This window comes from Streptomyces sp. NBC_01089 (assembly GCF_045162975.1).
Classification (GTDB): Bacteria; Actinomycetota; Actinomycetes; order Streptomycetales; family Streptomycetaceae; genus Streptomyces.
This window is the reverse complement of record NZ_CP108660.1, coordinates 8,227,472-8,241,512: the sequence shown is the minus strand read 5'-3', so window position 1 is coordinate 8,241,512 and position 14,041 is coordinate 8,227,472. Positions and strand designations below refer to the sequence as shown.

9 protein-coding genes are annotated in these 14,041 nt (G+C 70.7%); 7 read left to right on the top strand and 2 right to left on the bottom strand.

What is annotated here, in order from left to right; genetic code table 11:
• The first annotated feature begins 95 nt into the window (after positions 1-95).
• Both OG510_RS37050 and OG510_RS37045 read left to right on the top strand, forming a co-directional pair.
• Positions 96-524 (top strand): hypothetical protein, encoded by a 429-nt coding sequence (locus OG510_RS37050; RefSeq protein ID WP_406134539.1) that lies wholly within the window; start codon positions 96-98, stop codon positions 522-524.
• Positions 525-904: 380 nt separating this feature from the next.
• The gene (locus tag OG510_RS37045) at positions 905-2,725 is read left to right on the top strand and encodes an ATP-binding protein (RefSeq protein WP_406134540.1); all 1,821 of its coding nucleotides are present in this window, start codon (positions 905-907) and stop codon (positions 2,723-2,725) included.
• A 301-nt stretch (positions 2,726-3,026) separates the two neighbouring features.
• On the opposite strand, the gene OG510_RS37040 is transcribed toward OG510_RS37045, so the two are convergent.
• Positions 3,027-4,328 carry a DEAD/DEAH box helicase family protein gene (locus tag OG510_RS37040; protein WP_406134541.1) on the bottom strand — a complete coding sequence of 434 codons (1,302 nt, stop codon included), beginning with the start codon at positions 4,326-4,328 and terminating at the stop codon, positions 3,027-3,029.
• Positions 4,329-4,796: 468 nt separating this feature from the next.
• Complete coding sequence (locus OG510_RS37035; RefSeq protein WP_406134542.1) at positions 4,797-8,414, bottom strand: Helicase associated domain protein; 3,618 nt, start codon at positions 8,412-8,414, stop codon at positions 4,797-4,799.
• A gap of 212 nt (positions 8,415-8,626) precedes the next feature.
• On the opposite strand from OG510_RS37035, the gene OG510_RS37030 reads away from it, so the two are divergent.
• The 5 genes from OG510_RS37030 (at position 8,627) to OG510_RS37010 (ending at position 13,956) form a co-directional block, all read left to right on the top strand.
• Positions 8,627-9,628, top strand: coding sequence for a hypothetical protein (locus OG510_RS37030; protein WP_406134543.1), 1,002 nt, complete (start codon positions 8,627-8,629; stop codon positions 9,626-9,628).
• Between the two features lie 190 nt (positions 9,629-9,818).
• A complete protein-coding gene (locus OG510_RS37025) occupies positions 9,819-10,547 on the top strand; it encodes a hypothetical protein (RefSeq protein ID WP_406134544.1) in 729 nt (242 codons plus the stop codon).
• Positions 10,544-10,864 carry a hypothetical protein gene (locus OG510_RS37020; protein WP_406134545.1) on the top strand — a complete coding sequence of 107 codons (321 nt, stop codon included), beginning with the start codon at positions 10,544-10,546 and terminating at the stop codon, positions 10,862-10,864. The genes OG510_RS37025 and OG510_RS37020 overlap by 4 nt, the downstream gene beginning before the upstream one ends.
• Before the next feature lie 12 nt (positions 10,865-10,876).
• Positions 10,877-12,838 carry an integrase gene (locus OG510_RS37015; protein ID WP_406134546.1) on the top strand — a complete coding sequence of 654 codons (1,962 nt, stop codon included), beginning with the start codon at positions 10,877-10,879 and terminating at the stop codon, positions 12,836-12,838.
• Positions 12,835-13,956 (top strand): hypothetical protein, encoded by a 1,122-nt coding sequence (locus OG510_RS37010; RefSeq protein ID WP_406134547.1) that lies wholly within the window; start codon positions 12,835-12,837, stop codon positions 13,954-13,956. Before OG510_RS37015 ends, OG510_RS37010 begins: the two co-directional genes overlap by 4 nt.
• The last annotated feature ends 85 nt before the right edge of the window (positions 13,957-14,041 follow it).

Here is a 14,041-nt window from a genome sequence, read left to right as displayed (position 1 = left end):
CGGGCAGGGCAGAGCTCTGCACTACGGTGTCCGCTCGTCGCCCCTCCCCCGGCGGCGCCCCGATCCCGCCCTCACTACATGGCCGAAGGGATTCCATGGCCCTGCCCGCACGCGCCTGGAGCGTGACCATCAGCGCGCATGCCGGACGCCCGACCGTCACCTGTAGCGCGTGCCGCTCCTTCGCCGCCCAGCCGGGCATCCCGGTGTCGCGTCAGGCGCGCCACCACCTCGCCGGCCATCTCCTCGACACTCCGCTGCCCGCGCACCTGCGGACCTGCCAGTGCCGTGAGCACGGGTGCGTCTGGCACCGGCCGCCCACTGCCTGCTCCGGACCACTGGCGCTGCTGCTGATCTGCGGCGACAACGGGCGCACCTGGCGCCTGGCCGACGCCTGCCGGGGATGTTCCCGCTCGATCCCCCACGCCGCCGCTGTCCCCGAACCCCCTCGTGCCGCCCCGCTCACCTCCTCACCCCCGCCTGCAGAACTCGCCGCCGACCACGGCGAGTGGGTGGAGGCCCTGTGAGACAGCCCGCACCCGGCCGCCCACCCGCATCCGCGGTCGCGTCACCGTGTCCGCCCGCCTCACGTGGGGTGCGTCCTGCCCACCGGGCACAAGGCGGTGCCCGGCCGGAACCGGTGCGAGCCCGGCGTACGCACGGCGGCCGCGGGCGGTCCCGTGGCAGTGTGCGGGCCGCTCACCGGGAGCAGCCGCCTCCCGGTACCGGGAGGCGGCACGGGACGGTTGGTGCCACGCCGCGCCCGCACCGTGGCTGCGCCGGATCGGGTGGGCAGCCTGCGCGCGTTGCCCACTCGATCCGGTGGGTGCGCGCCCGGCCCCGCTTCCCGTGCCGGGACGGGCCGTTGGAGTACCCGACAGCAGGCGGGCGATCCGAAGGAACCGCGGTGGCAAGGGACTTCTTCTGTGAGCGGCTGGTGCTCACATCGGACGGCGGGGTGCGGGAGATCGATCTGGCCCACGCGGTGGTGTGCGTCGTCGGGCCGATCGACACCGGCAAGACCACGCTGGCCGACTGCATCAAGTACGCGCTCGGGCTGCCCGTCGCCTGGCGGGAGGTGCCCGGGGAGCGTCTGCAGACGGTGACGCTGTTCGTACGGATCGAGGGGATGCGCATCGGGCTGCGACGCTCCCTGGTCCGGGACGTGTCCGACGTCGAGCTCCTGGACAGCAACGGAGGCGGCGCCGAGGAGATCCTCGGTGTGGAGACGCAGCCGGACGGCGGGCGGCGGGTGGTGGGCGAGGTGCTGCTGGACCTGCTCGGCCTGGGCGAGATGTTCGCACCTCCCTCCGCCGTGGCCCTGCTGGGCGCCGGGGCACGGCTGACCTTCGAGCAGCTGTACGCGATGTGCTACCTCACCCAGGACGTGGTGGACGGCACGGAGTCAGTCAGGGGCAAGGCCAACACCGCCCAGTCCTACCGGACCGTGGTCGAACTGCTGCTCGGGCTGACCGACGGACCGATGCGGGTGCTGACGGCCCGCAAGGACGAGTTGACGCGCACCCTGACTGACCTGAGGCGGCGGACGGAGACCATCAGTGCGTTTCTGACCGGCAGCGCCGCCGACCTCGAGACGGAGCTGGCGCGCTCGCACGAGGAGGAGTGCGCGGCGCTGCAGCGTCTGGAGGAGTTCAAGGGCCGGATGCGGGCCGCCACTGCGCACGCCGACCCGCTGCGCCGCCGTGTCCTGGAGGCGGAGCAGGTGCTCGAGCGGTGCCGGCGTGCGGTCGCCGAGGGCGAGCACGCGCTGGGGCGCCAGCAGCAGGTACAGCAGCTGACCGACCAGCGCGCCCACGGCCCCCAGCCGTGCTCACCCTGCCCGGTGTGCCGCGCCGATCTCACCGTGCGGCCGGTTCCCGAAGGGGACTGCCCGTTGTGTCTGAGCGCGCTCGATCCCGCCGTCCTGGCACAGTCCCTGCACGCGGCGCAGGACGCGCTGGCGGCGGCGGAGCGGCAGCTGACCGAACAGGTCAAGGCCCACAGCGAGGCACAGACCGCGTGGGAGCAGGCCCGCATCGAGCTGGATGCCCGCACCCGGGAGGAGATCAGCCCGCTGGCCGCGCAGATCGAAGGGCTGGCCGCGGCCCATGCGACGGCCCGCACCCGGACCACGCTGCTGGAACGGCAGCTGGAGCCGCACCGCCGGCTGGCCGAGCTGCACCGCTCCGTCCAGACGTGCGAGGACGAGCTGAAGGGCGTGCGGGAGGAGATCCGCACCCGCAAGAACCTGCTGGCCCACCGGCGGACCACGCTCGGCGAGTTCGAGGAGCACTTCACCGAACTCGTCGGCTCCGTCGGCCTGCCCGGCGATCCGGGCGCCCGGCTCAACCACACCTCGCTGCTGCCGCAGGTACGCGCCGGGAACCTCACCAAGGTCGGGCACGGGGTCCGCTGCGCGATCAACGTCGTGTACCGGATGGCGTTCCTCAGCTACGCGCTGGTGACCGGGGCGACGGACCTGCCGTCTTTCCTCGTCATCGACTCCCCCCGCAAGAACGTCGGGTACGGGGCCGACGACCAAGAGCTCGTCGGCCGGCTCTACACCCACTTCCTCGATCACATCGCCGGAGTGCGCAGCGGTGGTGCGCTGCGCGCCCGGCCCCACCAGATCATCATCGTGGACAACGATCTGCCCCAGCTGCCCAAGCGGCTGCTCGATCAGATGCACGTCATCGAGCTGAGCCGGGACAACCCGCTCGTCCCCTGAAGACGGCGGGCCAGCCCGGCCTGCTCGCGACCGCTGTGCGGAACCGGTACCGGCTTGAGGTGAATCGGCTCAGGTCGCAGAGTTCCGTCACAGTGGCCCGGCGAGTTCTGGGTGTCAGGTGCCAAAGACCGATTGGTAGGCAGCTTGGCCCTGGACGGCGAGTGCCGTGAGCCCGGCGGTGACGGTGGTGATCCCGTCCAGGCGCGCCCGCACCCGGTCGTAGGCGGCGCGGATGCGGCTTGGGTCCCCGCCGTCCGGGCGGAGGGCGAGCTCATAAGGGAGCGAAGCAGCGGTGGTGCACTCACTGGTCGCGTGTTTTGCGGAACGCCTCGGCGTATGCGGGGTCGTGTGCCTTCAGCGCGGCAAAAACCCGGTCGAGGTGGGGAGACTGGAGCAGCGATTCGGGGTCCTCGCCGTCGGCGTCCGGGTGGATGGGGATAGGGACGACGACGGATGTCTGCCCCACGAGGTGGTGGCGTTGGCGCATCAGCGGCGTCAGGCCGTCGGTGAGCTGTACGGCGGTGCAGGAGGCGTCAGCAAGCACGACGGCGTCGATGTCCTGCGGGCAGGGATCGGTGGGACACTGGCACCAGATGACGGGCTGGCTGTGGGTGTCGGACGTACGGCGCTCGGGCGAGACGATGATCTCCGCGTCGAGCATCTGGGTCGCCAGCTGCAGGGCGAAGTGCTGGGCCTGGTCGCGGGTGCTGTGGATGGACACGATGCGGCGCGGAGAATGGCGTTCGATGGCGTGGGCGGTGCCGATCGCCGCAGCGCGCAGGCGCGGGAAGTGGGCCAGATCGGGCACCGCGAGGACATCGATCCGGTAGGGGGAAAGCAGCCCCTTGCGGACGAGTTCGGTGCGCGACACGGACGGCTGGATGTGCCCGAACAACTGGTTGCCCGGCATGTCGACGCCGCCGTCGTCCACTTCCCCGTCGCGGGCGGTCGGCGTGGGCAGGATCTGAGGTGTGGCGGTCAGGTACAGGCGCGCGAAGGCGGGAATGGCGTCGTCGTAGTGGATCGCCGCATAGGGGTGGTCGGCCGTGACCGGCTCGGCGGCGGTGCGGTGCGCCTCCTCGATCACCATCTGGTCCCACGGCGGGAGTTGGTGATCCAGGTGGCTGCTGGCGATGACCTCGGCGTCGTCGTGGCAGGCCACCAGAATGGCTCCGCCTCCTTGGGCTGCCATCCAGAGGGCGACGTCCCGGGCGGTTGCCAAAGCGGCGGTGCTGCCTTGCCCCACCGTCACTACCTTCAAGGTGGCGATGGGGGTGTCGCAGTGCAGGCGCCAGGTTTTGATGACGTCGCGGAGAGCCGCTGCATCGGGGACCAGGAGCAGGGTCTTCGCCGTGGGCTGTGCCTGGCTGAGGCCGCTCGCCGCCACGGTGGTCTTGCCGCCCCCGGCCGGCATGGCGAAGGTGAGCCGCCGTCCGCCGTCGCGCAGCACCAGCTCGAGTCCGTGCGGCCAGGACCGCCCCGCCAGCCAGACGGTAGGGGTGGGGGCCTCGTGCACGGTGCGGGCGTTGGCGGAGGTGTAGGAGGATCCGGTGCGGTAGGCCCGCCGACGGGCGCTGCTCTTGCGGGCGTGGTCCTTGGGCATGACATGACCTCGAGTCCCGCCGCGCGCTGCCCCATGTCCACGGCGCGGCGTCGAGTGGCATGCGGGCAGTGGTGAAGTCTGCTGCACATGGTGCAGCTCGCGCAGTTGATGCTGCCTCGCCGGAACGTGGTCCGGGCACCTTCGCCGCGAAAACAAGGGGTCGTTCATGGGCCGGCCCCTCGGCGTGGGCCGATGCGCTCGGCCTGCCACAAGGCTACACTCCGCTTCCGGTCCCAAGGACCGGAGCCCGAAAAAATGCCCGCTGCCAGGGCGGCAGGGCGCGATGCGGGTTCGTTTCGTTGGCCGCGCTCCGCCCCTCGCCCGGAACCCGGCCAGTTGAGCGGTCGGCGGCGCTCAGGAGAACGACCTGCGCGGCCACCTGTTCACCGACGCCGACGGCCGCTGCACCTTCACCGCTGACGGGGTCGACGGAGGCGATGCGGCCGAGGGAAGGTGCCGCGGCCTTGCTCACCGCAGTGGGGCGATGGGGTCTGTGGGGTCGTGCGCCCAGAAGGCGGCGGTGACGCGCTGGACGAGGAGGGACTGGTCGCTCGGCGGGTCATCATCGCTGTCCACAGCATGCGGCACGAGGACCCTGGTGCGGGCCACGCGCCGTACGTCTTGTGCCATGAGCGGGCGCAGGACGTTGACGAGTTGTGTTGCGGTGCAGTTGGGGTCCGGCAGCACGATGGCGTCGAGATCGTGGGGCAACGGGTTGTAGCTCCTGCGTACGCAGCGGATGACCGGCTGGTCGTGTGCGTACCGCCCTGCTGGCGGGTCGTCTTCCAGGAGGATCTCCGCGTCGAGCATGTCCACCGCCAGCTGCATGCCGAATTTCTGGGCCTCGCCCTTCGTGGCCAGTACGACCGCGACACGGCGCAGCTGGAGCCGTTCGATGATCTGCGCGGTTGCGTTGGCTTCGGTGGACCATTGCCGCGGACGCCGCGAGGCGGGGTTTCTGCGGACGCGGACCAACTCCAGCTGGCAGGGCGCCAGCAGTTCTTCGTCCTCCAGTGCCTGCCGGCTCGTCGGGACGATGTGACTCCCGAAGATCTTTTGTGCAGGCATGTGGACCGCCCAGTCCACGTCGCGTGCTTTGAGGCCGGGTGCCATCTGGCGGGGGATGCGTGGAGTGGCCGTCAGATAGCTACGCCGCCGGGCCAGGACGCGGTCGTCGTAGTGGACGCTGGCATAGGGGTGTTCCGGCGTGATGATGCCTTCTGCGGTGCGGTGCGCTTCTTCGACGATGAGGTGTCCCCAGGCAGGAAGGTCGTGGCGATGGTGGCCGTCGGCGACCAGTCGGGCATCTGCGTAGCGGGCGAACACCAGCGCTCCGGGCGGCTGCTGTCTGATCCAGTCGGCCAGATCGGCAGCGCTGGTCAGACGGGTACCACCGTGCGGGCTGAAGCCCAGGCCCGCCTGCGGCCTGTCACCCACTTTCCGCCAGGTGGCGGCGGCTTTGCGGAGGTAAAGCACATCCGGGCCGAGGATCAGGCAGGTTTCGGGGGCGAGTTCAAGCACGGCGGACGCGATGGTGGTGGTCTTTCCTGCTCCGGCGGGCATGTTGATCAGCGTCCGGCGGCCGCCCCCTCCGAAGATCATCGGGGCCAGGCCCGGTGGCGGCTCGCTCTCGGCCGTCCAAAACACCGGGTCGTGCGCACCCACCAACGCGGCAATGTCCTGGAGAGCCGGTTCCTCCCCAGCCGCGAAATTGCTCGTGACGGCAGCGGGGGTCTGTGTTGATGGAAGCGGTGCCGGCGGCGTCTGTGCGCGCTGGGAAGCCGGTGTCCACTTCATGGCCAGTGCGTCCAAGGATGCGATCTCCTCGCTGCTGAGGGCACCTTGGCGGGCCTGGGCGCGCAGGTCGGTGATCCAGGGACTCAGCGGGAAACGCCGGTCGCCTTCGCCGACGTGGAAGTCGGGCGGGACCCGCAGGTGGTGGTGCTGGCGGTAGAAGTGCCGGGCGGCGCGCAGGCCGCCCGCGAAGTGGTTGGTGGGGGTGCGATGGAACGCCAGGGCCAGGGGACTGTCTTTGAAGGGCAGTGCCGCCAGTTGCTGGCGCTGTTCCTTGGCCAGGGTGGGGAACGTGTCGAACTGCCGGTCGAGCCAGCGGGTGAGGTGGTCTGCGTCGTCGGGCAGGTGGCCGGGGGTGATGATCGGAGGGGAGGTGCTGTCGCGGACCCGTGTCAGGGTGCGCTGCCATGCGTCGGACCAGTGGGGGTTCCACCAGCGGTCGATGTCGCGCAGGGCGCGCCGGTAGGGGGCGGGCAGGTTGCCCTCGTCGTCCTGGCGGCGCTGCTGCAGGAGCCACTGCGCGAGGGGGCGGCGCTGATAGGTCTCCTGTGCGTCGCGGGGAAGGAGGTGGCCGTGTTCGCGTGCGTAGGCCTGGGCGGTTTCGAGGAAGGCCTCGGTGCTGTCCGGGTCGTGGCGCCAGGTGATGTTGAAGGTGGCCAGTGCGGCGACGCGGACGGCGGGCAGGTGCCCGGCGGCTTTGAGGGCACGCTGGTAGCCGAGCCAGCAGCCGAGATGGAACCCGTCGTCGGTGATGTGGTTGCTGGGGACGTCGAGATGCCCGTGTTCGGTGTGGAAGGCCCGGGCAGCGGCCATCCCGGCGTCCCAGATGTCCGGTTCGGGTTCCATGATGCGCAGCATCAGGTGCGGGGCGATGTCCAGGGCGCGTGCGGGGCGGATTGCGTAGTCGGGGGTGGCGATGAGCAGGCGGCGGCCGCTGATCGGCAGGCGGTAGAAGTAGTGCTCGTCGTAGGCCCGCAACGCGATCATGACTTGGTGCAGCAGGTGGTAGGGCGTGCCGAAGGTTGCTTCTTCGGGGCGCTGCCCGGGTCCGAACAGAACGGGGATGATCAGGGTGGAGACCTTGTTCATGCCGGGGCCGATGCGCAGGGCCCGTCCGATGGCCTGGATGATGTCGATGGTGGACTGCTTGGGGTCGGCGAACAGCACGGAGTCGGCCAGCGGGAAGTCGACGCCTTCGACACACAGGCGGACATTGCACAGGACGCGGAGTTCGGCGAGCGAGCCTTCGGGCCCGGCTGCGGGAGCTTGCCCGAAGTAGCTCATGCGTTCGCGCCGCACCGGCCGGGAGTGCTTGTGGTGGATGCTGGACACCCACAGGCCGTCGGCGTGTTGGCCGGGGATGGCGGCGGCGGTCTGCGGGAGGGTTTCGGCGAGGGCTTCGCACTGCGCGATGCTGCGGCTGAAGGAGACCGCCCGCTGAATGTGGTGGTCCTCGCGGGCTTTGAGCAGGGCCAGCTGGGCGGCGGCGACCCGCGCGGCATCGGCCTGCGGGGTGCGGCCCCGCTTGGTGCGACTGGTGAGGAAGGCGCGCAGCTGCGGGTGGTGGATCTCGGGGGCTGCGATGCGGTAGTCGGCGAGCCTGCCTTCGTGGATGGCCTCGGCCAGGGAGTAGCGGTAGGCGACGGTGCCGTAGAGCGATACATCGTCCATGGAGGCGATTGGTTCGGTGACGACGCCCCGGTTGACGTCCCAGATGCGGGGTGTGGCGGTGAGGTAGAGCCGGTGGCGGGCGGGGATGGCGGCGTCGTCGTGGATGGTGCCCCAGGCCTTGCTGCGGGCCCCGGCGGTGCGGTGGGCTTCATCGACGATGGCGATGTCCCAGCGGGGCAGTTGATGCTCGCGGTGGGCCAGGCGGAGCTTCTTCAGGGCTGCGTAGGTGGCGAAGACGTTGACCGGGCCGTCGGCCTCTCGCACGGCCTGGGCCAGACCTGCCGGGTCGCCTGTCATGGTGAGGATGCCGTCGAGAACGGGCTCGCTGGTCTGCGGATCGGAGCAGAGCCCGAGGTAGCGGCCCGGGCGGCCGGCGGTGTACCAGACGCGGGCGGTCTGGTTCAGCAGCTCCAGGGTGGGCAGCAGGGTCAGGCTGCGGCTGTTGGCGGTGATCTCGTGGGCGACGTGGACGGCAAGGTGGGTCTTGCCTGTACCGCACGGCATGATCACCTGTTGTCGTGTGCGTCCCATCGCGAACGCGTTGAGCACGCAGTCCGCGGCATCACGTTGCCGGGTCCACAGCTTGCTGGACAGGCGTTCGCCGGGAAGGTCAAGCTGCACGGGCCAACTCCGCGGTTCTGGCAGGTCAGTGGGTCTGCCCGAAGATTGCGCAGCAGAACGGCCATGTATTGCCCGCCTGCGGTGTTGCCACACGATCAGGTGAACTGTCGCACAAAACCGGCCCGTTCGGTGTTCGCGCGCGATCTAACTGTTCAGATACAGCACAGGTGGCGGCTGCGCGAGGCCGATCTGTCGGCAGGGCGGAGGGCCGCATGGTGTGGGGCCGGAGTCTGGCACGCGTGTCGGTGCGGCTGGCCGGTCATGAGTCGAACTGCTCGCTGCTGTGGCGCGTGGCGGCGGCTCAGGGCGTGGACATCGCCTTCCTGCTGGACGAGTTGGGCGAGGGAGGGCCGGGGCAGCATGCGGTGCAGCCGCATCTGGCCGAGGTCTTCTTGAGCGCTCCGGCCGCTGAGCGGCTCGCCGCGATGCTGAATGTGGAACTGCCGAGGCTGCAATGGGCACTGCCTCATCTGCGCGCGACCCACCTGCTGCCCGGGAAGCAGGCCCGGTGGGAATGGCCGTGGTATCCGATGGAGCACTATCTGATCCCGGCCTGCAGCCGGTGCGTGGCGCTGCGCGGCGGCGGGTGGGGGCCGATCTGGCTGGTCTGGCCCGAGTCCTGGAAGATCTGCGACCGACATGGCCAGTTCACCCATGTACGTCAGTCCGGCTCCGGCGTGGACCTGGCCCCGCTGGCGCAGGTGATGGTGGCGCACCGGCAGCGCCGGCGGTTCGAACGCCGGCACGGACCCGTCGGGGCGTACCTGGCCGCGGACGCGTTCGCGGTCACCGGCTGGTGGTGGCGCACGACGGTCGTGGAGTGCTGGGCACGGCGGGCGCATCGCGCCGGGCGGCCGGAGGGCGACCTGGAGTCGGCGTGGCTGTGGATGTACCCGGAGGCCGTCGCAGTGGCCCGCGCGCTGCTGGACTACGAGCGGCAGCGCGCGATGCGGCCCGGCGGGCCGTGGGCCGCGGCCGAGGCGCAGCTGCTGGAGCGCCTGGGGCGGCTGGCCGCTGCGCTCGAGCTGCCGTCCGGGACGTGGCGGATCCCGGTGGCACAGTGGCTGCACCAGCATCACCGGTGCATGCCGCCGGTGGCCGGGCCGGGCCGGCCGGTGACGGCGCTCATCCACGCCGACGACGAACAGCAGCGGTCCCTGGCCGAGCGGTGTTGTCTGCCCTGGGACTGGAACGACCCGTCCGTGCCGGTGTGAAGTCGGCGCGGCAGCGCCCGATGCCTCGTCGGCCTCAACTGCGCAGGTTTCGGGCTGGCGTTCGCTATGCCCTTCATTCGGGTGATCGGCTGCTGCAGTGGCTGCGAGCGCCACCCTGCTCGGCGGATCATGGATCGGGTCTGTCTGAGGCGGGCCTGCCTGGCAGCGAGCGGACGGAGGGGGGACGCGCGTGCCGGACACTCCCCTTGGCCAGCAGACGATCACCGTCTGCTATCTCGACCGGTTCGGGCGCCGGCGAGAACTGCCGGTGGAGCAGGCCGCTCAGGTGCCGTTCGAACAACTGGCGCCCCTGCAGATGCCGGTGCCCTATCCGGGCCGGCAGTCCTTCGTCACCAAGGCCTGGGCCTCGGCCACCGGCCAGTCGCTGGCGTGCGGTTCGCTGCGCCAGCAGCGCTGCGGCATGCTGCTGGACCGGGACCCGGCGGTGGCCGCGCGCAGCGCCGGGCCGATGGAGCTGCGCTGGGCGCGGGACGGCACCATACAAAGCGTGCGGCCGCACTTCGTCGCCTTGCGGGCGGGGCGGCGGGAAGTCATCTGTGTGCAGCCGGAGGAACTCACCGACGATTGGCGCGCCGGGCAGGAACTGCTGGCCAGGACCGCCGCTGTGGCCGACTGGCGGGTGCGGGTCATGCGGCCGCCGGACGGTGTGGAACTGGACAACCTGATGCTGCTGTACGCCGCCCGCAGCCCACAGCGGCTCTCCCCGGGCGATGCCGAGGCGCTGGCCCGCCACTTCGGTTCCGCACGCACCATCCGTTCCGGGGTGCGTGCGGCATGCCTGCCCGCGTTTGCGGGCATCGACCTGGCCTATCACCTGATCTGGAAACGGCGGCTGCACACCGACATGACCAGGCCCCTGACGCCGTCATCGACGGCATGGCTTGGGGAGGATGAATGACCGTGCCGGATGACGCGGTCCGGGCAGGCGCCGACACCCTGGCACTCGGCGACACCATCGCCTTCAGCGGGACTCACTGGCTGGTGACCGCCTTTCACGGTCCGCGGATCTTCCTCACCGCGCCCGGTGACACCACAGCCGAGCCTTTGATCATCCTCCAGCCGGTGCTGACGTCCGCGAAGGATTTCGCGGTCCTGAGCCGTGAGGCTCCCCGCACCGTGGTTGCCCACCGCGGGCACGAGCTGAAGGCCCTGCCCGCCGCACTGCGCCGCGAGGTCATCCGGTGGGAGCGCATCGTGAAGGAGGTACTGCACTAGCAGGCCCCGAACGTGCCGGCGCCCACCCGGCCCAAACCCGCCTTCGACCCAGAGCTTCATCCCCTCAAGCAGCGCTACCGCACCAAGGCCGACCAGCTGACCGCGGCCGGCTGGCCGACCTCACCCGCCACCATCGAGCGCAAGTGCCTCGCCTGGCGCAAGGAGGGCCTGCTGGGGCTGATCGACCGGCGTAGCCAGCGCGCCGCATCCGCGCACGGACGCGTCGACCAGCGGGTGATCGACCTGATGTGGGAGACCCTGGACGGCGAACGCGAAGCGGGACTGTCGCCGGGCACCCTGTCACGGCTGATCGGCCGTGTGCAGCAGACGGTTCAGGCCCGCTATGCCAAGGAGCTCACCGACGCCGATACGGCCACCACCGCTGCGCTGCTGCCCAGCCAGGCCACGTACTACCGGCTGCTGCAGCGCCTGGGGATCACGGCACACAATGCGCATGTTGTCGCGGCCCGGCGTGCGGCCGGCCCGCCGCTGTCGGTGGCCCGGCCCGGCAGCCGGCGGGCGACCACGGCACGGTGGCCCGGGGAACTGGTGCAGATCGACACCACCGGGCTGGATGTCCTGGCCATCGGTGACGACGGACAGATCATCTCGGTGGAGCTGACCATTGCGATCGATGTGGCCACCCGCAGCATCGTCGGTGCCCTGATCGTGCCCAAGCGGTTCCGCCGTGGTGCCGGTGCGGGCCGGTGGCTGGGCGGGCGGGCCACCCGCAGCTTCGACACGGTGCAGGTCGTGGCGCAGAGCACCGCGCCGCTGCCGGCACGGCCGGGGTGGGCCCCGGAAACCTTCATGGACGGCTCGGATCTTCCCTTCGCTGAACTGCTGGCCACCGACGAGCGGTTCGCCGGTGCGGCCGCCCGGCCGGTCATCAAACCCGAGACGCTCGTCGTCGACCACGGCTCGCCGTTCGTCTCGGCGGACTTCACCCGCTCCTGCAACTCCCTGGGCATCGAGGTGCGCGAGGCCCGGCTGCGCACCCCCGTCGACAAGGCGATCGTCGAGCGCGCCATGCTGGCGATCAAGATCGGCTTCAGCCAGCACCTGGCCTCCTACACCCACCATCGTCTGGACCTGCGCGGCAAACACGTCCGCAAGCAGCCGCTGTGGACGATCGCCCAGTTGCAGGACCTGTTCGAGCAGTGGGTGGCGCTGCACTGGCAGCAGACCCCGCACGGCGCGCTGCGCAGCCCGTTCACCCCGGGACTGAAGCTCACCCCGAACCAGATGTATGCGGCGCTGATCTCTTTGCGCGGCTATCGGGCCACGGCGCTGACCGAGGGCGAGAACCGCAAGCTGCTACCGACCGTGTGGGTGCGCATCAACCGCAAGGGCTTCCAGATCAACAACCGCACCTACAACCTGGACAAGGGGGCCCTGGATCCCTTCCGCGGCTCGTCCGGGCTCGCGGCCTTTCAGGGGCGCTGGGAGGTGCACTACTCCCCCAACCAGCCCGAGGTCGCCTGGCTGTTCGACCACCGGGTCGACCCGGACGGCGACCCGTGGGTGGAGGTGCCCTTCATCCACCGGCGCCTCCTGCGCGACCGGTGGACCGAAGAGAGCTGGGAGCAAGGGCTGCAGGTCCATCTCGCCGCCGGCGGCCGCCGCCACGACGAGGCCGCCATCGCCCGGGCCACGCAGCGTCTGTTGTCCAAAGCCGCCGACGGGCCCGGGCCCGATGACGTGCCCGCCGCACGTGCCCGCTCCCTGCCCGCGCCCCGCCGTCAAACGGTGGCGCCCAAAGAGCCCTATGCCGCCGGGATGCCGCCGCTGGATCCACAATCGGTGCGGCCTTTCCGCCGCCTCGATCGCCCCGCTGCGCAACTGTTCACCGCCGGCGAGCCCGTAACGGACAGCGGGCAGAGCGTCGATGCCTTCCTCGCCTCGCTGCCCGAACTGAACCCGCCCACCGACGGCGATAACGGCTCAAGTGGCCGGCAAGGAGAGGACCTTTGACAGCCCCGGTGCGTGATCCGCAGTCCCCGCCCGCTCCACCAGCCCCGCCGGCCCCCGACCTCGCCGGTCCGCCGACCACCCTGCTGGGGTGGCGCACCCGCCTGCGGCAACCGCCCTCCCAGCCCCCGCCCCTGGTTCCGCTGCCGCCGCAAGACCCCTCCTGCGCCGACAGCGAGGAGGCAAGGGAGAACGATCCCCGCGTCCGCTACCACGCCGACCTCGGCCTGATCGAAACCACTGACATCGAGCGCGGACTGCACCTGGCACGGCGGATGCTCCGGCGAAACGGCGAGCGCCGCCAGATCGGCCCGCACGTCGCCATCGACAGCGACTATCGCGGCACCGGCAAACGCACGCTGTTGCACCACATCGGCATGGGCCACCAAGGGCGCCGCGAGCAGCTGCACGGCATCGACGACACCCGCATCCCGGTCGTCTGCATCAACGCCCCGCCCACCCCCGGTACCCCGGCCGACTGGTCCGCAGCCCTGGCCACGTTCCTGGGCTGGGACCTCTACCGCCCCGACACCGACAGCCGGCCCGTGCAGCGCATGAAGGACTTCACCGGGCCCGCCGTGCACGTGATGCGCACCCGCCACGTGGAGGTGTGCCTGGTCGACGGGATCGACCGGCTGCGCACCGAGGACCTGCAGCCCACCTTCGACTTCTTCGACTACCTCGCGGACGAACTGAGCCTGACCATCTTCTGGAGCGGCATCGGCTCCAGCGACATCCTCCGTGAAGCACGCACAGCCCGTCTCCCCGCCCTGCGCCGGACAAGCGACGCCGCACCACTGCGCCAGCGGGCCGTACCCACCTTGTGGGTCAACCGGCTGCCGCCCCGCTGCCCCGAACACCCCGACGAGTGGCCCCGAGCCCTCGCCAGCTTCGATGGAAGACTCCACCTGTGCCACCACCGGCCCACCAGCCTCCTAGACCTCGCCGAAGAGCTCTACGAGATCACCGACGGGCTCATGGAGAACCTCACCCCACTGCTCAGCATGGCCGCGCAGATCGCCATCCTCGATGGCACTGAAGCGATCACACCCGAGGTCCTGAACGACGCCGCCCGCTACCTCGATCTGCCGGGCAAGGTTGAAACCAACGGCGCATGGTGACGCACAGCGCGCGGGCGTGGGGGTTCTGGTCCCCTCCCAGGGCCGCGAGGTGTCAACTCGCCGGGGACCAGGCGCAGTGCCCGTT

Coding starts and splice junctions, on each gene's coding strand:
- OG510_RS37050 (WP_406134539.1), top strand. CDS start 96: ATGGCCCTGCCCGCACGCGCCTGGAGCGTGACCATCAGCGCGCATGCC.
- OG510_RS37040 (WP_406134541.1), bottom strand. CDS start 4,328: ATGCCCAAGGACCACGCCCGCAAGAGCAGCGCCCGTCGGCGGGCCTAC.
- OG510_RS37030 (WP_406134543.1), top strand. CDS start 8,627: ATGGTGTGGGGCCGGAGTCTGGCACGCGTGTCGGTGCGGCTGGCCGGT.
- OG510_RS37020 (WP_406134545.1), top strand. CDS start 10,544: ATGACCGTGCCGGATGACGCGGTCCGGGCAGGCGCCGACACCCTGGCA.